Annotated in this window: 27 protein-coding genes and 1 tRNA gene; 4 read left to right on the top strand and 24 right to left on the bottom strand. The window is 30.3% G+C overall.

The window, feature by feature from the left end:
• Nucleotides 1-33 precede the first annotated feature (33 nt).
• Nucleotides 34-879 carry a ComEC/Rec2 family competence protein gene (locus C0982_RS02790; protein ID WP_101772697.1) on the top strand — a complete coding sequence of 282 codons (846 nt, stop codon included), beginning with the start codon at nt 34-36 and terminating at the stop codon, nt 877-879.
• 38 nt (nt 880-917) lie between these two features.
• Here C0982_RS02790 and C0982_RS02785 read toward each other — a convergent pair whose 3' ends face one another.
• The gene (locus C0982_RS02785) at nt 918-1,637 is read right to left on the bottom strand and encodes a tRNA threonylcarbamoyladenosine dehydratase (RefSeq protein WP_101772696.1); all 720 of its coding nucleotides are present in this window, start codon (nt 1,635-1,637) and stop codon (nt 918-920) included.
• Nucleotides 1,638-1,859: 222 nt separating this feature from the next.
• Between C0982_RS02785 and C0982_RS02780 the strand changes: the two genes are divergently transcribed.
• A complete protein-coding gene (locus C0982_RS02780; protein WP_101772695.1) occupies nt 1,860-2,726 on the top strand; it encodes an SH3 domain-containing protein in 867 nt (288 codons plus the stop codon).
• A 258-nt stretch (nt 2,727-2,984) separates the two neighbouring features.
• On the opposite strand, the gene C0982_RS02775 is transcribed toward C0982_RS02780, so the two are convergent.
• The 7 genes from C0982_RS02775 to C0982_RS02750 all read right to left on the bottom strand — a co-directional run bounded on the left by C0982_RS02775 (nt 2,985) and on the right by C0982_RS02750 (nt 7,983).
• Nucleotides 2,985-3,770, bottom strand: coding sequence for an acyl-CoA dehydratase activase (locus C0982_RS02775; protein WP_101772694.1), 786 nt, complete (start codon nt 3,768-3,770; stop codon nt 2,985-2,987).
• 19 nt (nt 3,771-3,789) lie between these two features.
• Complete coding sequence (locus C0982_RS02770) at nt 3,790-4,047, bottom strand: DUF3343 domain-containing protein (protein ID WP_101772693.1); 258 nt, start codon at nt 4,045-4,047, stop codon at nt 3,790-3,792.
• A gap of 12 nt (nt 4,048-4,059) precedes the next feature.
• On the bottom strand, nt 4,060-5,334 hold the full coding sequence (locus C0982_RS02765) for a double-cubane-cluster-containing anaerobic reductase (protein ID WP_101772692.1): 1,275 nt from the start codon (nt 5,332-5,334) through the stop codon (nt 4,060-4,062).
• A 152-nt stretch (nt 5,335-5,486) separates the two neighbouring features.
• On the bottom strand, nt 5,487-6,644 hold the full coding sequence (locus tag C0982_RS02760; RefSeq protein WP_101772691.1) for an aminotransferase class V-fold PLP-dependent enzyme: 1,158 nt from the start codon (nt 6,642-6,644) through the stop codon (nt 5,487-5,489).
• A 76-nt stretch (nt 6,645-6,720) separates the two neighbouring features.
• Nucleotides 6,721-6,817: transfer RNA gene (locus C0982_RS10505), tRNA-Sec, on the bottom strand.
• Nucleotides 6,818-6,919: 102 nt separating this feature from the next.
• Nucleotides 6,920-7,594 carry a uracil-DNA glycosylase gene (locus tag C0982_RS02755; protein WP_101772690.1) on the bottom strand — a complete coding sequence of 225 codons (675 nt, stop codon included), beginning with the start codon at nt 7,592-7,594 and terminating at the stop codon, nt 6,920-6,922.
• A 17-nt stretch (nt 7,595-7,611) separates the two neighbouring features.
• On the bottom strand, nt 7,612-7,983 hold the full coding sequence (locus C0982_RS02750; protein ID WP_101772689.1) for a NusG domain II-containing protein: 372 nt from the start codon (nt 7,981-7,983) through the stop codon (nt 7,612-7,614).
• Nucleotides 7,984-8,071: 88 nt separating this feature from the next.
• Between C0982_RS02750 and C0982_RS02745 the strand changes: the two genes are divergently transcribed.
• On the top strand, nt 8,072-9,121 hold the full coding sequence (locus C0982_RS02745) for an FAD:protein FMN transferase (protein WP_101772688.1): 1,050 nt from the start codon (nt 8,072-8,074) through the stop codon (nt 9,119-9,121).
• Nucleotides 9,122-9,221: 100 nt separating this feature from the next.
• On the opposite strand, the gene nusB is transcribed toward C0982_RS02745, so the two are convergent.
• The 14 genes from nusB to C0982_RS02675 all read right to left on the bottom strand — a co-directional run bounded on the left by nusB (nt 9,222) and on the right by C0982_RS02675 (nt 22,610).
• Nucleotides 9,222-9,725 carry a transcription antitermination factor NusB gene (nusB, locus tag C0982_RS02740; RefSeq protein WP_101772687.1) on the bottom strand — a complete coding sequence of 168 codons (504 nt, stop codon included), beginning with the start codon at nt 9,723-9,725 and terminating at the stop codon, nt 9,222-9,224.
• Nucleotides 9,718-10,065, bottom strand: coding sequence for an Asp23/Gls24 family envelope stress response protein (locus tag C0982_RS02735; RefSeq protein WP_101772686.1), 348 nt, complete (start codon nt 10,063-10,065; stop codon nt 9,718-9,720). Before C0982_RS02735 ends, nusB begins: the two co-directional genes overlap by 8 nt.
• Before the next feature lie 61 nt (nt 10,066-10,126).
• Nucleotides 10,127-12,103, bottom strand: coding sequence for a fructose-1,6-bisphosphatase (locus C0982_RS02730; protein WP_101772685.1), 1,977 nt, complete (start codon nt 12,101-12,103; stop codon nt 10,127-10,129).
• Nucleotides 12,104-12,119: 16 nt separating this feature from the next.
• Nucleotides 12,120-13,121 (bottom strand): phosphate acyltransferase PlsX, encoded by a 1,002-nt coding sequence (gene plsX, locus C0982_RS02725; RefSeq protein ID WP_101772684.1) that lies wholly within the window; start codon nt 13,119-13,121, stop codon nt 12,120-12,122.
• 114 nt (nt 13,122-13,235) lie between these two features.
• Entirely contained in the window at nt 13,236-13,415 is a 180-nt protein-coding gene (rpmF, locus tag C0982_RS02720) for a 50S ribosomal protein L32 (RefSeq protein WP_101772683.1), read from the bottom strand.
• Nucleotides 13,416-13,432: 17 nt separating this feature from the next.
• A complete protein-coding gene (locus tag C0982_RS02715) occupies nt 13,433-13,954 on the bottom strand; it encodes a YceD family protein (protein ID WP_101772682.1) in 522 nt (173 codons plus the stop codon).
• Nucleotides 13,955-14,076: 122 nt separating this feature from the next.
• A complete protein-coding gene (locus tag C0982_RS02710) occupies nt 14,077-15,273 on the bottom strand; it encodes an acetate/propionate family kinase (protein ID WP_101772681.1) in 1,197 nt (398 codons plus the stop codon).
• A gap of 108 nt (nt 15,274-15,381) precedes the next feature.
• Complete coding sequence (locus C0982_RS02705) at nt 15,382-16,698, bottom strand: nucleotidyltransferase (RefSeq protein WP_101772680.1); 1,317 nt, start codon at nt 16,696-16,698, stop codon at nt 15,382-15,384.
• A 38-nt stretch (nt 16,699-16,736) separates the two neighbouring features.
• Nucleotides 16,737-17,282: a permease gene (locus tag C0982_RS02700; protein ID WP_101772679.1), complete on the bottom strand. Its 546-nt coding sequence runs from the start codon at nt 17,280-17,282 to the stop codon at nt 16,737-16,739.
• Nucleotides 17,283-17,313: 31 nt separating this feature from the next.
• Nucleotides 17,314-17,802 carry a pantetheine-phosphate adenylyltransferase gene (coaD, locus tag C0982_RS02695; RefSeq protein WP_101772678.1) on the bottom strand — a complete coding sequence of 163 codons (489 nt, stop codon included), beginning with the start codon at nt 17,800-17,802 and terminating at the stop codon, nt 17,314-17,316.
• Nucleotides 17,795-18,355 (bottom strand): 16S rRNA (guanine(966)-N(2))-methyltransferase RsmD, encoded by a 561-nt coding sequence (rsmD, locus tag C0982_RS02690; protein ID WP_101772677.1) that lies wholly within the window; start codon nt 18,353-18,355, stop codon nt 17,795-17,797. The genes coaD and rsmD overlap by 8 nt, the downstream gene beginning before the upstream one ends.
• A 79-nt stretch (nt 18,356-18,434) precedes the next feature.
• Complete coding sequence (gene recG / locus C0982_RS02685) at nt 18,435-20,492, bottom strand: ATP-dependent DNA helicase RecG (RefSeq protein WP_101773208.1); 2,058 nt, start codon at nt 20,490-20,492, stop codon at nt 18,435-18,437.
• Nucleotides 20,493-20,580: 88 nt separating this feature from the next.
• A complete protein-coding gene (locus C0982_RS02680; protein WP_101772676.1) occupies nt 20,581-22,245 on the bottom strand; it encodes a DAK2 domain-containing protein in 1,665 nt (554 codons plus the stop codon).
• 14 nt (nt 22,246-22,259) lie between these two features.
• Complete coding sequence (locus C0982_RS02675) at nt 22,260-22,610, bottom strand: Asp23/Gls24 family envelope stress response protein (protein WP_101772675.1); 351 nt, start codon at nt 22,608-22,610, stop codon at nt 22,260-22,262.
• A 218-nt stretch (nt 22,611-22,828) separates the two neighbouring features.
• Between C0982_RS02675 and rpmB the strand changes: the two genes are divergently transcribed.
• Nucleotides 22,829-23,017 (top strand): 50S ribosomal protein L28, encoded by a 189-nt coding sequence (gene rpmB / locus C0982_RS02670; protein WP_101772674.1) that lies wholly within the window; start codon nt 22,829-22,831, stop codon nt 23,015-23,017.
• Nucleotides 23,018-23,138: 121 nt separating this feature from the next.
• On the opposite strand, the gene C0982_RS02665 is transcribed toward rpmB, so the two are convergent.
• Together C0982_RS02665 and C0982_RS02660 are read right to left on the bottom strand one after the other, a co-directional pair.
• Entirely contained in the window at nt 23,139-25,517 is a 2,379-nt protein-coding gene (locus C0982_RS02665) for a sensor histidine kinase (protein WP_145994493.1), read from the bottom strand.
• Nucleotides 25,504-26,211, bottom strand: coding sequence for a response regulator transcription factor (locus C0982_RS02660; protein ID WP_101772672.1), 708 nt, complete (start codon nt 26,209-26,211; stop codon nt 25,504-25,506). The genes C0982_RS02665 and C0982_RS02660 overlap by 14 nt, the downstream gene beginning before the upstream one ends.
• Nucleotides 26,212-26,229: the final 18 nt, after the last annotated feature.

The following is a 26,229-nucleotide window of genomic DNA, read 5'->3' as shown; positions in this document are numbered from 1 at the left end:
GGTAAACCCTAAAAAAATTGGAGGCCATTATGTATGCATAAAAAACAATTACTAGTTTTATGTTTTATCATTCTACAACTTTTTCTATCTTCGTGTACTTCCAAAGGTTATGATTATCTACAGGTCCATGTAATTGATGTTGGTCAGGGTGATTCCTCTTTAATAATTACCCCCAGTAAAAAAACAATATTAGTTGATTCTGGAGAGGAAGAATACTTCAGAAATGTCATGCAAGTTCTTAAAAAAAATAATGTTAAAAAAATTGATTATCTAATTGCAACACACTTTGATGGCGATCATATTGGATCAATGGATAAAATTATAAAAAATTTTCAAGTAGAAAAAATATATACTACACCCGACAAAAATTTTAATACTGATTTTTTAGAAATTGTTAAGGAAAGTTCATTGAAAAACAAAAAAACTATTCCACTTATATCAGATGATTCGCTTTCAATAGACAAAAATATTTCGATAAATATATTGTCCCCTATTCGTATGACTGATGACACAAATAAAAACTCAATTTGTTTCTTACTATCTTATAAAAAACACAGTCTATTATTTACAGGAGACATTGATTCCGATGTAGAAAAAGAAATTCTAAAGAAATATAATTTACCAAAGTGTTCTTTTTTAAAGGTGTCCCATCACGGTAGTAAAACGGCGTCCAGTGATATATTTATATCAACCATTAAACCTAAAATCGCAAGTATTTCCTGTGAGTACAAAAATAGGTATGGACACCCACATGAAAATACTTTAAACACTTTAAAAAAATATAATTCAAAAATATTAAGAACTGATAAAAATAGCAGCATGACTTTTTTGTTCGATGATAAAGAAATTTATATGCAAAAAAAATATATCTATAATTAATTATAGATATATTTTTTTGTAAATTTAAAATAAAACTCCTATTGAGTATCGATTTCTATTAGATCTCTTACTATTACAGATGTAATAATAAGACCTGCACATGAAGGTACAAATGAAACACTTCCATTTACATTTTTTACTACGCCTTCATCTATTTTTTTACCAGTTTTTCTTGGCTTCTCTAAAGAATATACAACTTTAAGTCTTTTTATTCTTTTCTTCTTCAACTCTCCTCGAATTCTTCTTGCCATAGGACACATTTCAGTTTTATTTATATCTCCAACTCTTATAAGTGTAGGATCTAATTTATTCCCCATTCCCATTGAGCTAATTAACTTCATTCCTTTTTTTGAGCAAGATTCGATAAGATGTAATTTTGACTTCATCATATCTATTGCATCAACTACATAATCATATTCTCCCTCAAGCAGTGAATCTGAAGTATCTTCATCATATAATGAGATTATTTTTTTTACATTTATATCAGGGTTAATATCCTTAGCTCTTTCTTTTACAACATCTGCCTTATATCTTCCTATAGTAGAATGTAGCGCTGGAAGTTGCCTGTTTATATTTGTTTCATCTATCTTGTCGAAGTCTACTATCGTTATATTTCCTATACCTGCTCTTACAAGAGATTCTACAACAAAACTACCTACCCCACCTAACCCAAACACTAATATATTTGAATTTTTTAATTTTTCTACACCCTCTTTACCTATTACTATCTCTGTTCTTTCTTTAAAAAGATTTTCCATAAATAAACCTCACTTTTACATTTTACAATATATTATTATAATTTGCTGTTGATTTTATGTCAATAATTCATAATCAGTTTTATTTAACTTCTTTACTCAATTATTATTTACTAAATTATACATAATTATTTCCAAAGTTTTAGTATTTAAGTATTATTATTCACACAAATAATGTATAATCAAACTAAAGACTATTATTTTTAAATAAGGAGGATATTTTTCATGAGCAATAATCATGATTACTATGACTATAATGATGATCATGGTAAAAAATCAAATATGATTCTGTATATTATTATTGGAGTAATTTCCGCAATAATAATAGTAGGATCCGGTATCTTTTTGTACCAAAAATATAATATTTCTTCATTAAATAAAAAAGCTGAAAATTTAGTAGAAATCGAAGAATACGATGAGGCAATAAAATTATACAACGAACTCTACTCGACTACTGGAGATGTAGAATATAAAACTAAAAAAAATCAGCTAGAATTAAAAAGTGAAGTCAAATCTATCATAGAATCTGCTAAGGAACAAGAAAGCAAAGGCGAATTTGTAAAGGCCATTTCTTTCTATATGCAAATTCCAAGAGAGGATAGTAAAAATTATAAATTGGCAGAAGGACAAATTGAAACATTAAAATCTGATGTTTTAAGAAAGGCAAACGCCCTAATAGATTCAGGAAATAAATCTAGTGCAAGCTCTTATTTATATGATTATGTTTCTTTAATTCCTGATGATAAAAAAGCAGTCGAACTTCTCAAAAATGTATCTGGTAAATCAGAATCAGAAGTTAAACAAGTTATAATTTCTGGAAACACGAAGTCAAACGATTCTTCGTCTTCCTCATCTGCCTTAAATGCTGCACATGCCTCTGCTAGAGGAATATCTGGAACTTATCAGTATATTACTTCTTCTGAAGCAAATGTTAGAAGCTCGCCAAGTAAGTCTGCTTCGGTTGTGACTACACTTCATAGAGGTTCGCAAGTATATGTATCAGATACATATGTAGAATCTGCAAGTAGAATTTGGTGTAGAATAGATAGCGGTTGGATATCTTTTAATACGATGAACAACTCTATAAAATAAAATAATAGAATACAATAAAAGAGCCGTTGATTACTCAACGGCTCTTTTATAAACAATTTATATGTGTTGGTTTGGAAGCTAAATGTTCTTTAAACTATGTTGATAATCAGTATCATAGTTTATCTAATTATATCATAATTATTTTGTAAAGACAATAATTTTTATTAATGTCTTTACAAAAAGAGGCTCTATCAACGTTTAGATAGAGCCTCTTTTTATTATTTTCTTAAAATAACACGGTAATTTTTAGTAAATATACTACATATTATTTGATAATTCTTTATTATATTTTTGTTCTGCAAGTATTGATGCTCCTATTGCTCCAGCAAATCTACCATTTTCAGCTATATTTACTTGTGTCTTAATTTTTTTAGAAAGCACCTCTGCAAAATATATACTGTGACTTAATCCGCCAGTTAATATTACATATTCAGAGTTCATAAATTTTGAAAATAGTTGTGCTACTTTACCTGCTACTGAATCCACGATTCCTGATGCAATATCATTTCTATTTCTACCTTCTCCAATATAATTTATTATTTCAGATTCCGCAAAAACTGTACATAATGAACTTATCGGAAGTACATCTCCTTCTTTTGCAAGATTAAATAGATCATCAATTTCGACACCTAATCTATTTGCCATAATTTCAATAAACTTACCAGTACCAGCTGAACACTTATCATTCATTAAAAAATCTGAAACTATACCGTTTTCTATTTTAATTACCTTTGTGTCCTGCCCACCTACATCTATTATAGTGCAGTCTCTATTACTTGATAGTTCATATCCACCTTTTCCATGACAAGTAATTTCAGTAACAACATAATCAGCAAAATCGACAGCTACTCTTCCGTATCCTGTGGCTCCGACTACAACGTCTTCTGAATTTACATCTATTCCAAGATCTAGCAACTTATTAACTATAGTTGATGCAGTCTCTTTACTGCTCCAACCTGTAGGCATTACCAATTTATGATCAGCATCTCCTCTTACAGCGACCTTTGATGCAGTAGACCCTATATCTATTCCTACAAAAATCATATTATTCATATCCTTCCAACTAACAATATCTGTCTCTATTTGGGTTTATCTCCATTTCAACAGATTCTATTTTAAGTATACTAATATCATTTGCATTAATGACATTATTTACTTCATCTACTTGACTACTGTCAATCATCAATGAAATTCCACAGCATTTTGAAAGAGACCTCGGTGTAGGAGAAATTGTGGACTCCAGATTATTCTCTCTCAAAAGTTTGTGAAGTTTCAATCCATTTTCGTGATTTTCAAATAATACATAAAATATTTTACTCATCAAATTCACCTCTTATTTTTCTAACATTTCTATAAACGCACCTATTCTTGTTCTAAGCTGTTGAACATCTGAATCAGTGTAATCTGTTTCTATTCCTAGAACTGGTATACCAGCTTTTTTCAGTTCTCTTTCCACAAGAAAACCTTCTGTATCATATAGGTTACAGAACTTTAAGTTTACATCTATTACTCCGTCTACATTATATTCTTTACAAAGTCTTTTTATATCATCTATTCTTGCTTCATTAGGAGTAAAACATGCACAGTTTATATTCATATATCTATCAGCTAAAGCGTCTATTTGATCATCAAGATTGTCTTTTGATTCATCTACAAGATTTTCAAAATATCTTGTTCCTGTACACATTTCTTCACATACAACTGCTCCACCTGAAGTTTCAACAACATTGTGTATTTTCCAGTTAGGAATTGCAAGAGGAGTACCTGCTAACAATATTCTCTTTGTCCCTTCTTCGAATACACTTACGCCTTCTTCTACTCTTTTATCTAGCTCATCACAAAGTGTATTTGTCATTTCTGTAAATCTAGTTGGATCATCATAAAATGCTATTTGAGATATCAATAAGCTATCTTTTCCAGAAATCGGTATATTTTTGTTTTTTCTAGTAGCATTTAATCTAGCAAGAGCTCTTCTTTTATCATTTATTAATTTTATTGATTTACTTAGTTTTTCAGAATCAACTTTATTTCCTGTAAACTCTTCTATTGTTCCCTTTAATTCCTTTATTTCTTCTGCCCATGCCTTGTAGTCTTTTCTTCTCTTCATTTGAGGTAAATCCATTACATGCATAGGAACATCTTCCCCTAATATTTCCCAAGCTTTTTTCTTACCATCACATGTAGTTTCACCAATATACATATCAGCTATTCTAAAAAATGGACATGTCTTATCTAATCTAGCTCCTACAGAAGCCTTTATTAATGGACATGTATTTGTTGGAAGTACCTTTTCTCCGCCTGGTACCCAAAACTGAGAACCTCCACATAATCCTGTAGGTATTGCATCCGCTGCAAAAACTACTTCATCTGGAACATATATACAAAACGTACCAAATACCTTAGTTCCTTTTTTTTGAGCCTCTACCAATTCTGCTGGTCTCACTCCATGAATTTCAGACACAACAAAATCATAATATCCCATATTTTCAGGTCTATTTTTTTGAGATAAATACACATCAGTAAAAGCCATAGGCAATACCTCACATAATTGATCATGTGTTTCTAAATCCATTCCTAAATCTTTCCACATATCTCTGTAATCAGCCATTTTAGTTCCCCCTTTAATATGTTGTTGCATAATATTTATGCATCCATTCATATTAATATTACCACAATGACAGGTCTACTTACAGGAAGAGGATTGTATATATCTTTTTTCTATAACATGTAGTTTCAATATTCTTTTTTTCTATCAGCATTCTATATTTTTAACTTAATTACTATCTGTTCAACAGCACTGATCACTTTTCTTATTTCAGATTCAGTATTGAAATACCCAACTGTAAATCTAATTCCTCCATTTGGATAGCTACCTTGATAAATATGAGTACATGGCGAGCATTGTATTCCTACTCTTGTCATTATTTCATACTCAGTATCCAAAAAAAATGAAAGCATTGATTCATCTACGTCTTTCATAGTTAGTGAGCAAAAAGATCCATAGCCTCTTACATCTACTCCTTCTATTTTGGAAAAACCATACCTCAGCAAATTCCCAAGGTGGTGTTTTTTCTTTATAATATTCGATATTCCTACAGAATTTATATATGATATTGAAGCTCCTAAACCAATTATTCCCACAGTATTCATAGTTCCTGGTTCAAACTTATCTGGTAAAGTTTCAGGCATTTTTTCGCTATTTGAAGAACTTCCTGTACCTCCATAAATTAATGGTTTAACATTTTTAGAAACACTTTTTTCTATCAACATAATTCCGACACCTTCTGGCCCCATAAAACCAATATGAGAAGCACATATCATTATATCGGCTCCTAGCTCTTCTATATAGATTTCTCTCTCACATACAGCCTGTACAGCATCTAGTGCGTATATTATATCTTTTTCATTGCATATTTTTGCTATTTTAGCAGAGATTTCATTGCTATCAAATATTATCTCTCCTGAAATATTTTCAACTAGTGTTAAAAATACCATTTTAGTCCTATCACTTACAAGTTTTTCAAAATCTTCAAATCTGTAATCACCTAAATATGATTTCCAATAATTTATTTTGACACCTTGTTCTTCTAAATATGATAGTGTTCTCCATGCTGAATTATGCAATCTCTCATCTACAATAATTTCGTCACCCTTACAAAGACTCCCTCTCAAAGCCAGGTTGATGCTTTCAGTTGCTGAAGAGCTAAAAACGCATTCGTAGCGCTTTGAAGCTTTAAAAAAACTCAACACCTGTTCTCTTATATCTATTATTTCTGAAGACAATCTATATGCACTCATATATGTACCACGGTTTATGCTATATGATCTATTTTCAATAAAATCACTCATAGATTTTGCTACACCTGGAGCTTTTGGAAAACATGTAGATGCATTATCTATATATATTTTTCTTTCCATTCATACCTCCTATAATTTTTAACATTAAAAAAACTACCATTTTATTATCTAATAAAACAGTAGTTAAATTCACAATTGGCGGGAATGTGTGAGAATCGAACTCACCTAAGAAGCTATTAACCCCTCATACTAGTTTTGAAGACTAGAGGGCACACCAGCACCCATTCACCCCCAGACACCATTAAATAATACCATAAAAATAAAAAATAATCAATATCTTTTTATTTTTTATGATATTATTTTTTATACCGCTGTTTATCAATTTAGTATTATTATCAAATATTTTTTATTTGCCAATCTATCTTCTTCTCCCCATTTTTTACTAGATATTCATTTGTTTGAGCAAAATGATTACATCCAAAAAAACCTCTATGCGCAGAAAGTGGACTTGGATGAGGTGCTTCAAGTATAAAATGTCTACTAGAGTCTATTATCTTTTTTTTATTTCTAGCATTAGCTCCCCATAGTATAAATATAACACTTTTATCTCTATCGTTAAGTTTTTTTATTATATTATCTGTCAGTATTTCCCAACCTTTTCCACTGTGTGAATTTGCCTCATGAGCTCTAACTGTCAATGCAGTATTAAGCAGTAAAACACCTTGTTGTGCCCATGAATTTAAGCATCCATTGTTTGGGATATAGCATCCTAGTTCATTGCTTAATTCTTTAAAAATATTGTTTAAAGACGGTGGCGATTTTATTCCTGGTTTTACTGAAAAAGCTAGTCCATGAGCCTGACCATCATTATGGTATGGATCCTGACCTAGTATAACTACCCTTGTGTCTTTATAAGAAGTTATTTTCAAAGCGTTAAATATGTCATTCATCTGCGGAAAAATTTTATGATTTTTATATTCGCTTTTTAGAAATTCTCTTAACTTTAAATAGTATTCTTCTTTGAATTCATTTTTTAGTATATCATCCCAATCATTTCCTATTTCAACCATATTTTACTCCTTGTAAATTATTTTGCAATTATGTCGTGTTCCTTTTCATTTTCATATCCTCCAACAATCTTTACTACTACTTTGTATGGAAGACATACAATTTCTTGACCAGTCTTATTTATAAATCCTGTATTTACACATACTTTATCTGGGCAATTAGCATGTTCTATCTCTACTCCACCATCGTGTATGTGTATATCATTAACATGCCCATCTTTCTCAATTGTAATTTTTTCTGATTTATCTAGAGGATACTTTTTATATAATTGATTATCTACATATATTTCTACTTCTTTGGCATTTCCTGCATTTATATTTTTGTTCACTAAAGTTGCAACCAAAATCAAAGAAATCACTACTACAATTAGAATGATATCTTTCTTTTTCATTTTAACACCTCTTTTTTTATGATATAATAGCTTTGTATGTTTTGCAAACTAACTAGTAATACATTATACCATAAATTGGGAGGAAAAAATGCAAAAAAACAATATAAAAATAGTCGCTTCTTTGGCTACCCTAGTTCTTTTAAGTGCTCTTTTTTTCTATGGAAATGTTAATAAAAAGGGTACCTATTCCACTACTAATTATTATTTAGATACTATTAATCAAGTGTCGTTAATAAATGTTAAAGAAAAAAAAGCAAATAAAATTTTAGAAAAAGTTGATAACATTATCTTAAACATTAACAATGATATGAGTTCACATCTTCCAGGTAGTCTAGTTACGAAAATTAATAAAAATGCTGGAATTTCGCCTGTAAAAGTTAATGATGACACATATGAAGTAATAAAAAAATCTATATCCTATTCTAAAAAAACTAACGGAAACTTTGATGTTAGCATAGGAGCTCTTACTTCATTGTGGAATATTGGAAATAAAAATGCAAAAGTACCTACTAGTGAAGAACTTTCAACTGCAATTAGCTCAGTAGGTTACAAAAACATTATATTAGATGATAAAAAACAAACAGTTTATCTAGAGAAAAAAGGACAAAAAATTGATTTAGGCGGAATAGCAAAAGGATATTGCGCAGATAAAATCGTTAAATATCTAAAATCTGAAGATATAGATAACGCAATAATAGACTTAGGTGGTAATATCTATGTTCTTGGTAAAAATGCACAAAATAAAGATTTTAATGTGGGAATCCAAAATCCTGGTAAAAAATCTGAAGACTCCATGGGAAGTCTATATGTATCCAATAAATCCGTTGTTACTTCTGGTATTTATCAAAGGTTCCTCGAGTCAGATGGAAAGATATACCATCATATGTTAAATCCTTTCACAGGATATCCATTTGATAACAATTTAAGTAGCGTAACAATTGTATCAGAAAAATCACTTGATGGTGATGCCCTATCCACTTCGGCATTTGCTCTTGATATAAAAGACGGCAAAAAAATGATTGAAGGAATAAATGGAGTAGATGCAATATTTATAACGAAAGACAATAAAGTCTATATTACAAATGGTCTTAAAAATAATTTTAAAATTACAAATAAGAAATATACGCTTGCTAATTGATAATTTATTAAATATTACATACTTGCGAATTAATAGTTTATAGCAAAAAAATAAGGTAGGATTTTTCCTGCCTTATTTTTTTGCTATAAACTATGTTTAATTATTTTTCTTCTGATATTATACTTCCAAGTATTCCATTTATATATTTATATGCATCATCATCACAGTAAATTTTAGAAATATTTACCGCTTCATCACATGCTACTTTATCTGGAATGTCTTCCAAAAATTTTATCTCAGCTATTGCTACTCTAAGAATAGATACATCCACTACAGGCATATTTTCTATAGTCCATTTTCTAGCATATTTATTAATATATGAATCTATTTCATCTTTGTTATCTTCAATAGAATCAGATAATTCTTTCATATAATTAAAATCAATTACTAAATCTGTGATATCTTGTTCTACCTCATCGACTAGTTTGCCTCCATGAGATTTGTAGACTTCTGCAATATCATCTTCTAATCCCAAAACAAAGCTTTTTGATTTTACATATAAATCGTCCCAACCTTCGCCGGAAATATCATTTTTATACATAAATTTCATATAAATTTCTCTTGAAACTTTTCTTTTTTTTATTAAATTTTTATCGTTATGCATTTTCTTTCTTTTCTTTCTCTACTACTTCTTTTTTTAAATCTATGTTGAATATATGAACATTTACTTGTGAAACTTTTAATCCAGCCATAGATTCAACTGCATTAATTATGTTTTCTTGCACTTTATAGCACACTTCTGGTATAACTTCTCCATATTTAACTGTCAGATCTATATCAATTACTGCCTTATTATCTTCAATAACAGCTTTTACACCATTATTTCTAAATAGTTTATCCGTCAAAGATACTGACTTATCAATACCATCAATTTCTAAAGCTGCATACCCTGCTATAGTTTGTATTACGTCATTTGCTATCTTTACTTGACCTAAATTTTCCATTTCGCACCTCCATAATAGTACTCACCTAACAATAATAACAAAATACTTAATTTATTGCAAATTATTTTTCTTTTATTAAACCTCTCCTATATGCGGATAGAAGAATTTTTAAATCTTCAACTTTTTCTATTAATTTTTCGCCGTCTTTTGTATCTTTTATCATTTTTCGTCTTGCTTTATGCTCTACTAGCACCGTAGACGATATTATATCTGTTTCATTTATAACTGCATCCTCTTTTGACGTGAATGGTTCGTGGGCTACTAGCTGTAAAGTACGAGAATTATATATTAATGTATACCCAGCCATACCAGTCTTACTTTGATAAGCCCTTGAGAAACCTCCATCAATCACAAATACTTTTCCGTTTGCCTTTACTGGACTCTCGCCCTTTTTAAATTTAACTGGAACATGTCCATTAATTATATGATCTTCTTCAAAGTCCATTTTAAATTCTTCAAATATTTTTTTAAGTATAGATTCATCTTCTCGCAACAAAAAATATGGGTTCATATTTTCTACATGAGTTTCTTTAGCTTCTATAAAATATCTTTCAAATGTAGTCATATCATCTTTTCCAAACAGTGATGAGCATTTACCTGTCCATAAATACCAAAACATATCTAGTCCATAACTTCTCTTTTCGTCATCGGTTTCGAAATATCCTTCTCTTACAAGATATTCCATCCTATCTAACAACTCTTTTCCTTTATACTTTACACCTTTTAACTTCATTTCCATAAAGCTTCCATCTTCATTTAGAGGAATAGCTCCATGTATAAGCAAGTTACCATTATATTTTAAATAAATGCTCCCCTTTGAAAATAGAAAATTAACATGTTTTTGCAGCTTATCACTCATTCTAAATGACTTTACCAACTTATCCATTACATCCTTCTCTTCTTTTGTCAATTCATACGGAGAATCTGGATCAATCGTAGGGAAATTATTGTCTTTTAATGTATAATCTCTTCCTTTAATAGATATTGTTCCGTTTTTATAATCGATTTTATCTAATAGCAATCTATGAGACATTTCATACTCAGGTCTTCTGCTTATAATATCTCCTTCTAGCTTAAATTGTATTATACTTATAGCCTTGTGCATTTTAGATATCATTGAAATTTCTTTTGTGCTAAACTCATCCTCATCAACTTTTGGTTGAAATTCAGCGCATTCATCATCCTCGTATACACTTAGAGCAAATGTAGCAAGTGGTATAAGATTTATTCCATACACGTCTTCTATAACGTCTAAATTTGCATATCTTGAGGAAATTCTAAGTGCATTTGCTATACAAGTTTTTTCACCTGCAGCTGCTCCCATCCATAAAATATCATGATTTCCCCACTGTATGTCGACACTATGATAGTCAGCCAACCTATCTACTATTAGATCTGGTCTAGGGCCTCTGTCATATATATCTCCTACTATATGAAGCCTATCTACTACTAGCCTTTGTATAGCAATCGACAATGACATTATAAAGTCTTCTGCTTGACCTAAACTTATAATTGATTCTATTATAGAAACATAATACTCTTCTTTGTGCTCACTCTTTCTATGCTCATGTAATAGTTCTTCAATCACATAGCTGTAGTCCTGTGGTAAAATTTTTCTTACCTTTGATCTAGTGTATTTACTCGAACAATATTTACAAAGCTCAACAAGTCTATATATATTTATCCTATAAAAATCATCCATATTTTGTTCCGTTCTTTTTACTAACTCTATCTTACTTCTTGGATAATAAACTAAAGTTGCCAAAAATTTCTTTTCTGAATCTCTTAAAGTGTTTGTAAATAGCTCGTCAATTTTTCTTTTAATAACTCCAGAGCCATTTTTTAATACGTGTATAAAAGATTCATGCTCGCCATGTATATCTGATAAAAAATGTTCGGTTCCTTTTGGTAGGTTCAAAATTGCTTCTAGATTTATTATTTCTGTGCTCGCTTTTGATATCGTCGGATATTTGCTTGATAATAAATCAAGGTACTTTTTTTTCGCAGTAACTCCATCAATCATTTTCAGTTCACTCATATTGATTTCCTCCATGCTAGTCTTCTTTTGTATCTACATAATTTTTTATTTCTTCAACTACATTACCTTTATAAAAATTTATACCTTGATTTATAGCATTTTTTATTGATCTCGCATCTGAGCTACCATGTGCCTTAATTACTCCGCCATCAACACCTAAAAACGGAGCTCCTCCGTAAGAAGAATAATCAAGCAGATCTTTAATCTTTTTTAAATCATCTTTTAGAAGTAACGCACCTATTTTAGCCTTTAGGGATGCAGTCATTGTCTTTTTAATAACTTTAAAAAGAGAAAATACACTACCTTCTACAGTTTTTAATATCATATTTCCTACAAATCCGTCACATACTACTATATCGCAAACTCCATTTAAGATTTCTCTAGTTTCCATATTCCCAATAAAATTTATACTTTTATTTTCTTTTAATACATCATAAGCCTTCTTAGCTAAATCATTTCCTTTCCCTTCTTCTGTACCTATATTTGCAACAGCTACAGTAGGATTATTTTTTCCAAGCACTTTCTTTGCATATATATTAGTCATAACAGCAAAATCCTCTAGATTTTGAGGATTACAATCTACGTTGGCTCCAGTATCTGATATCATAGTCATCCCATTATTCACAGTAGGTAGGGCTGCACAAATACAAGGTCTACTTATTCCCTTTATTCTTTTTATAATAAAGACTCCGCCACTAAGCAATGCCCCTGTACTACCTGCTGATATTACAACATCTGCTTCTTTATCCTTTACCATTTTCATAGCTACAACCATAGAGCTGTCTTTTTTGTTTCTTATAGCATTTACAGGCTTCTCTTCATTAGTTATTACCTCAGTTGTATGTACTACTTTAATTTTATCTTTATCATAGTCGTACTTTTCTAGTTCGGCCATTATTATATCTTCATCGCCAGTAATTATAAGGTCTACGCCATATTCATTTACTGCCATGCAAGCACCTTCTACTACAGCATTAGGTGCATTATCTCCACCCATTCCATCTATAACTATTTTCATATTAACCTCCATTAGTATAAGCTAATATTATTATATCATAAAAAAACGCATAAAAAAATGTGAATGAGATTTTCTCATTCACATTATAAGTAGTATCTAGTTTTAAAATTTTAATTAGTCTACTGATACAACTTCTTTTCCATCATAACTTCCACAAGTTAAACAAACTCTATGTGGTAGCTTTGGTTCGTGACACTGTGAGCATTCAACGAAACCAGCTGGAGTCATCTTTGAATTAGACGCTCTTCTCATATCTCTTTTTGACTTTGACGTTTTACGTTTTGGTACTGCCATGAAGACACCTCCTTACTCTATTTTAACAATTCTTTTAGCTTGGCAAATCTAGGGTCAATATCATCATAATCCGCCGAGTCTGAACACTTACAACTTTCGTTGTTTAAGTCGACTCCGCATTCATAACATATCCCCTTACAATCTTCGCTACAAAGAACCTTTTGAGGCATATTATATATCAAGGTGCTATTTACAATATCAAGCAACTCAATTTTAGTACTAGCGACATCAAATACATCAATATCTTCATACTCATCCTCATCATATTCTTCTCTCATTAAATAAGCGTCGATTTTGTAGTCCACTGGGGTTTCTACATCTTTTAAACATCTACCACATTCTGTTAGAAATCTAAAGCTAACATCTGCTTGTAGTAAATAGTTTCTACCTGCCTTTGATATTTTCCCATTAAGACGTAATGGTGATACTAAGATATAATCAATACCAGAAAAATTTATTTTCTCAATATTTTCACTTAAATCAAAATCTATATAACTTAAATCTTTGTTGTTATATAAAGAATCAATATTTAATTCCATAGTCTTATCACCTCTAAAACATTACCAATATATTATACAAACTCTAGCAACCTTTGTCAAGTAATTTCACCTTATACTTTTATGAATAACATATCAGTTTTTAAGGCTTTTAAATACTTTTATTACTTTACTAGATTTAATGTATCTCTAGCTATCATTAACTCTTCATTAGTTGGTATTAAAAGAACTTTAACCTTTGAATCATCTGATGATATTATTCTTTCTTTTCCTCTTACGTTGTTCTTTTCTAAATCTAGGTTTATTCCCATGAAGTCCATATCTTTACAAATCATTTCTCTCATGCTTATACCATTTTCACCTAATCCAGCAGTAAATACTATAGCATCTACTCCATTCATTTCAGCTGCATAAGCTCCTATGTATTTTTTAACTTTCTGAGCATATGCATCTAAAGTCATCTTTGCTCTTTCATTTCCTTCGTTTGCAGCATCTTCTATATCTCTAAAGTCAGATGATATTCCAGTCATACCGTATACACCTGATTCTTTGTTCATTAACTTATCGATACCATCAGCATCTAATCCTTCTTTTTTCATTACTAGTGGAACTATTGCAGGGTCTATATCACCACATCTAGTTCCCATTATTAATCCTTCAAGTGGAGTTAATCCCATACTTGTATCAACAGATTTACCTCCATTTACAGCTGTAACTGATGCTCCGTTTCCTAAGTGACAAGTAATTATTTTTAAATCCTCAGGAGCTTTTCCTAACATTTCTGCAGCCTTTTGAGAAACATACAAATGAGAAACTCCGTGGAATCCATATCTTCTTATTCCATATTTTGTATATAATTCATATGGAAGACCATATAAGAAAGACTCTTGAGGCATGCTCTGATGGAATGCAGTATCGAATACTCCTACCTGTGGAACATCTGGTAATATTGCCTTACAAGCATCTACTCCCATTAAGTTTGCTGGGTTATGAAGAGGTGCCAATTCAACACAATCTTCTATTGCTTTTATTACTTCATCTGTAAGAACAGCTGAAGATGCGAATTTTTCTCCACCATGTACTATTCTGTGTCCAACAGCATCTATTTCAGACATTTCCTTAACAGCACCTACTTTAGGATCTGCTACTGCCTTTAATACATGTCCTATAGCTTCTTTGTGATCATTCATAGCAACTTCTACTACGTATTTTTCATCTAAGCCATCTTTTTCATGCTTTAATATTGAACCATCTATTCCAATTCTTTCTACTAAACCTTTACAAAGTACAGATTCATCATTTAAATTAATTAACTGGTACTTCAGTGATGAACTACCACAGTTTAAAACTAAAACTTTCATTCGTATATCCCTCCGCTATTTAATTATTAATCCTATGTTAATATATCATTTTTTTGATAAAATGTACATAGAATAAAAACAATTTATAATAATTTAAAGTATTATAAGTTATTTACATTTTTCAATTTCAATCAGTTTTTTCATGCTTATATAATCTGGCTCTCCCAAAGACAATTTTTTTCTATTTCTAGAATAAAATTTTTGGAAGTACATACTTGATGACCTCAAGTCAAAATCTAACATTTTTTTGTATATTTTATTTTCTATATATTTTTCTGATAACTTTGACTTTGCAGGACTCATTATTACATCAACATCCGAATTTGCCTTTACTTCTTTTAATATTTCAGTCCCCTTCTTGTTAAAAGCTAGTACTCTTACATACGGAACTTCTTCTACTTTTTTTAACAAGTTCATATCACTTTTTGATATACCTAATAATACATTAAATAATGCCCTTCTAACTTTGGAAGCTGTATATGTTTTTGATGACAGAGATGATATTAAATCTTCAAAATCAAGTGAGGTCACAATATTTTTTCTTATAGGATTTTTAAGGCTCTCGTTTATTTCAAAATAATCGGTTAATCTATCCTCTTCTCTTAATACAGTTAAACATATTTCTTCAAAAAAGTCTTGTTCACTAGAACACTTACCAACTTCAATGATAGATTTCACAATTATATTATAAGAGCTTTCAGGAATATATTTTTTAATATTTTCAAGCTTATTAAAAATATTCTCTTTTAATTTCAAAGAGTCATCATTTTCTTTATTTACTATACTTAAAATTTCTTTTCTTATAGCAGTCGCAGAACTAAACTCATTACCTAAGGTTATTGAATTATATCCTTCACCTTTTCTTTTTATCGTGACAGGTTTTAAATTCGATTTTGTATTTATAAGTGCTTTTAAATACTCTATTCCTAGAATATTATTTGATGATGTAAAAAAATCATCTGAAACATCTTCCATGTAATCGCGCAATGACATTTCTCTTGCTACTGGAAAAGAATATCCGTTTTTTAAGTGCGTAGATAGTGATCCTTCATAGTCGCCCTTCAAACCGACTAATATTTCTGCTGCTTTCCTAAGATTATAGACAGAACCTTCCTCTGATCCAAAACAAAATGAATCAACTGATTTCAATGAATCTAGTGTCAACACAGCACCTTTAGCAAAAAATTCAGCTGTCTGACACGCAAAATGACTTGGTATCTCTAATACCAAGTCAACTCCACTTAAAACGGCCATTTCAGCTCTTGTATACTTATCAAAAATGGAAGGACCACCTCTTTGGACAAAATTACCACTCATTGCTGCAACTATATGAGTACAGCCAAGGTTTTTTTTGTACCAATCTATTTGATACTTGTGTCCATTGTGAAAGGGATTGTATTCAGCTATTATTCCTCCTACTCTCATGTTAACCCTCCAAATTCACATTTTTTATAAAAAACATACTAAAGTTGAGCTTTATTATTTCTTATTTCAGTCAATATGTCGGCTAAATTCGCCTCCACATTGTCTAAAAGCTCTATAGAGTAACTTCTAGCACTAGATTGTAAATCTCTAGAATATTCAGTAGCCTCTCTAATCATTTTTTCTGCTCTTGCTTTTGCATCTTTAGTAATCTTGCTGTCAGAAACTAACTCTTCTGCTCTAATAGTGGCCTCTCTCATCATATTTTCAATTTCTGCGTCCACTTGTTTATTCTTAATTATAACTTCATCATTGCTCTCTTTTATTTTTTGTTCTCTTTCTCTCTTTGCATCTTCAAGTATAAAGTTAGCATCATTTCTTGCAGATTCTAAAATAGTATCTTGCTCTTTTATTATTTTAATCGCTGTATCTAATTCATAAGGAAGAACTTCCTTTAATTCATCGATTAAGCTTAATAACTCGTCTTTATCTACTCCAACTCTCTTTGACAATGGAAATCCAGTTGCATCATTTAATATATTTTCCATATCTGTCAATATTTCCATAATTTTGATATCTTCACTCATAGCTACCTCCATCATTGCATTTATTTTTATATTATTTTATCTTCTTCTTTTTTAACTCTTCCAATACACACTTAGGAACTAAGTTCTCAATGTTAGCACCAAAGTGTAGAACTTCTTTTATTAAAGATGAACTAATAAAAGAGTATTTAGTATTAGTAGGTAGTATTATTGTTTCAATACTATCTTCAAGTTCCTTATTCATATGAGCCATTTGTAGTTCATAGTCAACATCCGCTGAAGATCTAATGCCTCTTACTAATACTGATATATCATTTTTCTTACAAAAATCTATCAAAAGCCCTTCGAAAAAAATAACTTCCACATTGTCGATATGAGAAAGAGTTTTTTTAACTAATTCAACTCTCTCTTCAACAGTAAACATAGTCTGTTTATTGGGATTTATCAAAATTCCTATCTTTAATTTATCAAACATTTTCGCGGCTCTTTCAATAATATCTACATGCCCATTTGTTATAGGATCAAAACTTCCCGCAAAAATTGCTTTTACAGATTTAGCCATTATTTTCCTCCAAGCTATAAAAAGTCAATTTTGTTATTCCATACTTTTTTTCTTTGTATATAAACAGTTCTTCAGTATCTTTTAAAGTGTCCTTAGCATCATGTTCAACTACTACTATAGCATCCTCTTTCAAAATTCCACTTTTACCAACAAGAGATATTACATCTTCAAATATGTTTTTATAGTATGGTGGATCAATAAACACTATATCAAACTTTTTATTTTTATTTACCATGCTTTGTATGATGGATTTATAATCACCATTTAAAACTACACTTTTATCATTAAATTTTGCTTTATCAATATTGCTTTGTATAACTTTTATACTATCTTCACTATTATCGCAAAAATACGCTTGTCTAGCTCCTCTTGAAATGCATTCAATACCTAAAGCTCCGCTGCCTGCAAATAAATCTAAAACACAGCTGTCATATACATTGTGAGATATTATGTTAAACAGTGATTCTTTTACTCTATCTGTAGTAGGCCTTATTTCCTTGTCTGAAGGTGTATTTAATTTTAACCCTCTAGCACTTCCTGAAATAATTCTCATTAAAAGACCTCCATGTTTTTAAAATTTGTATTCTTATATATTTTATCATACAATGCTATTTTAAACTAGTTTTTATACGCTATAAGGACATATTTTCGCCTATGCTTTCAAACATTCTAGAAACGTTCAATTTCATTTGATGGTTTTCTTTTTTCATTAAAGCGGGATCATCCGCATATATCTCTCTAGCCACCTTCTGTGCTACTCTCAATATTTTAATATGTTTAAATAAATTTGCTACTCTTAATTCTGGAAGTCCATGCTGCCTTGTTCCAAAGAAATCACCAGGGCCTCTAATCTCTAAATCCTTTTCAGATATCTTAAATCCATCGTTAGTTTCTTCCATTATTCCCATTCTTTGTTTTGTAACTTCTGTTTTTGAATCATATATAAGTGTACAGTATGATTTGTCACTGCCTCTACCAACTCTACCTCTTAGCTGGTGGAGCTGTGCCAATCCAAATCTTTCAGCATTTTCAACGATCATATATGTAGCATTTGGCACATTTACACCTACTTCTATTACAGTCGTAGAAACCAATATATCTATTTCTTTTTGTTTGAAAAGTTCCATTACCTCATCTTTTTCTGATGCTTTCATTTTTCCATGTAATAGCCCAACTCTATAATCTTTAAAAAATTCATGTTTTAACTGTTCATAAACTTCTTCAACAGATAAAACATCTAATACTTCGCTTTCTTCAACCAAAGGGCAAACCACGTACACTTGGTGACCTTTTGATAATTCTTCTTTTACTTTCTTATTATAAAAATCTTCTCTCTTTCTTTTTTCTATGGCTATAGTCTCTATAGGCTTTCTTCCTGGTGGAAGCTCATCAATAATAGATATATCTAAATCTCCATATAAAATCAGTGCAAGAGTTCTCGGTATAGGTGTAGCTGACATAACAAGTACGTCTGGATTGGATGATTTAACACTTAATTTTCCCCTCTGTTTCACACCAAATCTATGTTGTTCATCAGTTATTACTAGACCTAAATTTTTAAAAACTACTCTTTCTTGTATTAATGCGTGAGTTCCTATTATTATATCAATGTTTCCAGATTCAAGCTCTTCCAAAATACGATCCGCCTGCTTCTTGGTAGTACTGCCAGTTATAATTTTAACTTTTATTTTTGTATCTTTAAAAAATTCTATAAAACTTTCATAGTGCTGTTTTGCCAATATTTCTGTCGGTGCCATATAAGCCCCTTGATATCCATTTAAAGCACAGTTTGCAAGAGCTAGTTGTGCAACTACTGTTTTACCGCTTCCAACATCTCCCTGAACTAACCTGTTCATACTTTTTTTAGAACTCATATCTTCTAATATTTCATTATATGCTTTTTTTTGAGCTCTAGTAAGTTTAAACGGTATGCTCTGTTCGATTAAAGATAGTTCCTCACTTTTTTTAAAGGAGATTCCTTCTACAATTTTTATTCCACCTTTAATCACAAATAAACCTAATTGCATGAATAAAAACTCTTCAAAAATCATTCTGTACATAGCTATTTTTAAATTTTCTTTACTAGTTGGAAAATGCATATTTCTAATAGCAAACTCTATGTCAGTTAAATTATATTGAGTGATTATTTTACTTGGAAGGTATTCCGGTATTTTTATATCCGATGAATCAAATATATTTCTAATTACTCCCATAATATCTTTATTGCTGATACCTTTTGATAAATTGTACACTGGTAATATTATACCTGTATTTTTATCTACCCTGTCATATTCTATTTCACAGTTATGCATTTCAATTGCAGAGTTGTCCATAATCTTAACAGTACCAAATACCTTTACAATATCTCCAACTCTAAAAGTATTTTTTATGTAATTCCTATTGAAAAACACTAATTTTGCACTTCCTGTGTCATCGCTAACGTAGAGAATAGTCATATTTATTTTTTTAAATTTATTCCCAGTTATCCTATCTATCTTTACTCTTACCGTTATTTTTTCCGTATCAACTAATTGAAATATTTTCTTTTCTTTGCTTCTATCTTCAAATTGTCTAGGAAAGTAGTAAATAGCATCCCTAATTGTATATATATTTAGCTTGTTCATCTTTTCAGCTTTTTTTGGACCAACACCCTTGATATATTGTATATTTTCATTTAACAAGCTGTACATTTTTCCACCTACTTTGCTATTTAATATTAATATAATTATATATAAAAAAGCTGTTGCAAAGCAACAGCTAAAATAACAATCAAATTTTCTATTCAACCGATACTAGATAATAGTATAAAGGTTGACCTCCATAGTAAAGTTCAACATCGATATCTGCATAGATATCTTGTACTTTTTCAGCAAAAGCTCTAGCTGAATCCTCTTCTACATCTTCACCATAGTAAATTGTAATGATATCCGAATCATCATCTACCATAGATTCTATAACTGACTCTGTAACACCCGAAACATCCTTGCCAGAAGATATTAGCTTTTTACCTGATATTCCTATTATATCTCCTTCGACAACTTCAATTCCATCCATTATAGTGTCTCTTACAGCATATGTAACTTCGCCTGATTTTATATTCACCAAGATTTCGTCAAAGTTTTCCATATTCTTTTGTGCATCAGCTTCATAATCAAAAGATACTAAACAACTGATACCTTGAGGAATATTTTTTGTAGGCACAACATATACATTTTTATCTGAAAGCTCTTTGGCTTGATTAGCAGCCATAATTACATTTCCGTTGTTTGGTAAAATAAATATATTTTTTGCATTTATCATATTAATAGCATTTACAAAATCTTCAGTAGAAGGATTCATCGTCTGACCACCTTCTATGACTATATCTACTCCCAATTCATCGAATATTTCGGCTAATCCACTCCCCATAGTAGTAGTTATAAATCCATTTTCTTTCTCCTCTTCATTAACAGGAAATTCCTCGTCTGAACTAACTTGCTCTATATAATCTACTTCTTCATCATCAATTAATGTATGTTCATGTTGAAGTCTCATATTTTCAATCTTAGTAGTAACTAGCTGACCGTATTTTAAGGCCTCTTGTAGTACACTGCCTGGGTTATTAGTGTGAACGTGTACTTTTATAACACCATCATATCCAACCACGACAATACTATCACCGTAGTTTAAAACTATATCCCTAATTGTATCTGAATCTACCTCATCTGATTCTAAGATAAATTCCGTACAATATCCATACTTAATATCTTTTTCTGATGCAGCTTTTCCATTTCTGCTTGGAGCTGGACTTTGAACTACTACAGATGATTCATCTATTAATTCAATTGGAGTACCTTTAGCTGCCATCAGCATACCTTCAAGAAGACAAACAAGACCTTTACCTCCTGAATCTACAACACCAGCTTCTTTAAGAGCAGGTAATTTTTCTGGAGTTTTATCTAAAGATTTATTAGCTTCTTTTAAAACTTCTTCTAAAAATATTATGATTTGTGTATTCTTTTTTGCAGATTTAGTTGCAAATTCACTTGTTTCTCTAATTACTGTTAAGATTGTACCTTCAATAGGCTTCATGACAGCTTTATATGCAGTCGCAGAACCCGACTTTAAAGCTTTTGCAAATTCATCTACCTTTAGTTCTTTTTTTCCTTCTACAGATTGTGCTATACCTCTAATAATCTGTGATAAAATTACACCAGAGTTACCCCTAGCACCCATAAGAGATCCCTTAGATAAATTTTTACCTATTTCTGTAATATCATCTACCTTCACTTTTTCCAACTCTTTTACAGCGGAAATAATTGTATGGGACATATTTGTGCCGGTATCACCGTCTGGTACGGGAAATACATTTAATTTATCAATTAAATCTTTATTATTCTGAAGACAATTTGCTCCAGAAATAAACATCTCCCTAAATAATTTTCCATCTATACTTTCCTTCATTCTTCTCCTCCTGTTTACTTGACTCTTATCCCTTGAACACTTACCGTAACAGAATTTACTTTTACGCCTGAATAAGTTTCAACAGTATATTTTATTCTTTCAATTAGATTATTTGCTACAGTAGTAATATTTATTCCATACTGTAAAATAACAAATATTTCTATATCTATTTCAGCATCATCTAATTCTACTATATTTACACCTTTAGTGGCATTTTCTACTTTCAACAATTCTACTATACCCTTAGTTTTTGATGAGAAACCAACTAATCCATAACTTTCTATAGCAGCTTTATAAGTTAATTGAGATAGTACATGTTTGTTTATTTCTATATATCCTAATTCATTATTCAATATTGAGCTCATACTTTACCTCCAATCGTGTATATATTACAATATTAATATATAAATCAAATAACTTCAATCCTTTTAATAAATTTTATACGCTTCTATATTAATACCCATATTTACATTATACAAAAAAAAGTTCTTTAATGCAATTTAGTCTTGATTTTTTTTATTCTCTATGATATTATTAAATATGTTTTTAGGCTTAATATTTTAGTATTAAGGAGGTGTACATAATGTCAAGAGCATGTAGCGTGTGCGGAAAAGGTAAGATTTCTGGAAATCAGGTTTCTCACTCTAATAAGCATAGCAGAAGAACTTGGTCGGCTAACCTAAGAAACGTGAAAGCTGTAGTTGAAGGAACTCCTAAGAGAGTATCTGTTTGTACAAGATGTTTACGTTCAGGGAAAATCGAAAGAGCATAAATAAAATGGTGTCTCTAAGAGGCATCTTTTTTTTATATCTTCTTATAAAACGAAGTAGAATTAAATAAAAATAGTCGTTGATTTTCAACGACTATTTTTATTTAATTCTACTTCGTTTTATTTAGATCAATTTTTCTAGTTTACTTTTTTTATCTATAACCGCTAAATCATATTTCGTCTTTTTAAATATTATAGTAACTTTAAAAAGATCTCCTTCTAGTTCAAAATTAATACTTCCACCTTGAACATTTACATACCCTTTAGCTATCGAGATACCTAAACCAGATCCCTCTGTATTCCTAGATTTATCTCCTCTTTTAAATCTATCCAATATATCTTCTACTTTATAGTCAATCTCTGTAGCAGATATATTCTTAAAAGAAATTTCTACATCATCTTCGCCTATTTCTTTAATTTCAATATAAGCTCTTGTATTTGGCATCGAATACTTTGCCATATTTACTATCAAATTTTCAAAAATTCTATATGTTTTTTCTCCATCGAGCCTTAAAATTATTTTTTCATCTGGGAATTTAGTTCTCAAAATTACCTTTGAATTTTCTAATCTATCACTCAGTTCAAATATGCTTTGCTTCATCAACTCAACTATATCAACATCTGAATACTCAACTTTTATATCACCAGTCTGAGTCTTTGTAATTTCAAACATATCATCAATAAGTATTTTTAATCTCTCAGATTTTCTATAAATAGTATCAATATATGTTTTTGCCTCATCAGATACTTCTGTGTCTTTTAATAAATCGACATATGATATTATAGATGTCAGTGGCGTTTTTAGATCATGGGATACATTAGATATCAATTCAGCCTTCATTCTTTGACTCTTAACCTCTTCCTCTACAGACTTCTTATATGCTACTTGTATACTAGCAAGTTGTCTTTTTATCTCTTCGTATATCCCTACATCTTCATTTATAATATTTTTGTCTAAATTTCCATCAGCAATATCTTTAGTTAACTCTAATAATTTATCATAGTCTTTATTTACTTCCTTTAACTCGTTAATTACCATTTTAATAAAAGAAGCTAATACTATAAAAAATACCACAACAAACAGCCACCAGACTTCGAGATTATATTCTCTAGGAATAGTTATCAGAACAAAACCTGAGACCACTATAACAATTCCTATAAAGCACATCCTATTATACCTTCTTGTAAAATCGGTTGCTATAATACTCAAAAAAATCTTCTTAATTTTACTAAAAATTAATTTAACAAAACCTACAGTCAACGACTGCCTAGATAGATAAGTAAATAAACCTTCTTTTAATGCTAATTTAAGAATAGCAGCAAACACTGTAATCATAGAGAAAAAAGCTACCCAGTATGAAATATTAAATAGATTTATTACTTGTTTAGCAAGACCAAAATTAATGTTATAACTTAGTACGGCTTTTAGCAAATTCCCCGTGACAGTTTCCTTTACCATTACAATTGATGTTACATCATTGAACAGCTCATATCTCAATATTAAAAAGATGCCCATTAATACTTCTGTTGGAAATCTATAAACAAATTTTATCCCTCTAAGCATCTTCAATCTTGAAGCCGGAATTAATAATGTAATGACTAAAATAACATGTGATATTATATCTGATAGCCTTGTTATCGCTCTAAAAGAGTCTTTTTCGGGTTTTATTAGATAGGCACTTATTGTATCTGTACTATCGTAAAAATCCGGCTTTATACCTTTAGGCACCGCATATACATATACCGTATCCTTTATTGATTCTGCCTTATAACTAGAAAAATCAGTACCTACTTCATCATTCATTGAATACATTTCTTGTATATTTTTACTTGATTCTAACTCCATAAAGTAGTTATTTATAACATCATAGTTTAATCCACTGGTGTACAAAAGACTATAGGTACCTTTTGAATCATATTTTACCACCATAAAATTCATAAATTTATTGTTTATTTCTTTTTTTACCTCTTCGACTTTTTTATATGCTTCGTCTTTATCTGTGTAGTTATTATTTTTATAGTCTTGAATTACTTTTAAATACTCTTCAAAATTATAATTTTTCGTAACTACACCTGTTTTAGTATTCTTGCTATAGTACTTTAAGTTTCCTCCAGAATTTACTATAAACTCACTTAATTCGTTGAATTTTTCATTAAATGTTCGGCGCACACTCTCATTGTCTAGTTTGCTTGAATAATAATCCACATTCACATCAGTAATCATAGCATTTATAGTTTCATCTGATAAAAATAAGTCTGCTGGCTTTATAATTTTATCAGATTTTGATTGATAGTTTTTATAGTATAAATAATAATTAGAATAAAAAATATCTGATGTGTATGCCTTTGTTTCGAATGGATTTGTCTTTTCTTCTTCAAGACGTAATTCTACAAAATGATATCTATAAATCATAGACAGCGCCAAAATCAACATTATAGCGAATATTATTCCAGAAAAAATATTTCTTTGTTTATTTTTATTTTCAATTTTACGCTTTGTCAATTTTATATCCAACTCCCCATACAACCTTAAGGTATCTAGGATTCCTTGAGTCCAACTCTATTTTTTCTCTTATATTCCTAACATGAACCATTACTGTATCGGTATTTATCGCGGTTTCATTCCATACTTTTTCGTATATTTCCTCGGAAGAAAACACTCTTCCTGGATTTTTCATAAGCAAATTTAGAATTTTAAATTCTATAGGTGTTATTTTAATATTATTGCCATCAACAGATACTGTTTTTGTGTTTTCATTTAATTCAAGGCCACCTATAACATAAACACCTTTTGTTTCTGATTCTTCTTCATTAGAAATATTCATGTACTTGGTGTATCTTCTAATTTGAGAATTTACCCTTGCAAGTAACTCTAGAGGTTTAAATGGTTTTATTACATAGTCATCTGCACCTACGTTAAGACCCATTATTTTATCTACTTCTTCCGACTTTGCAGATAATATAATTACTGGAAAATTGTATGTTTCCCTCAACTTAACTATCATTGATAATCCATCCATTACGGGCATCATTAAATCTACAATGGCTAAATGTATTTCTTCGTTTTCAAGAATTTTTAAACCTTCTTCGCCATTATATGCCTTTTTAACTCCATATCCCTGATTTAATAGGTATATTTCAATTGCATCTGCTATTTCTTTTTCATCTTCAACTACTAATATATTATATTCTTTCATAGTGAACCTCCATTAACA

The organism is Peptostreptococcus faecalis, assembly GCF_900240845.1.
GTDB lineage: Bacteria > Bacillota > Clostridia > Peptostreptococcales > Peptostreptococcaceae > Peptostreptococcus > Peptostreptococcus faecalis.
Note: the sequence above shows the minus strand (reverse complement) of the source record. Positions and strands in the feature narration are given on the sequence as shown.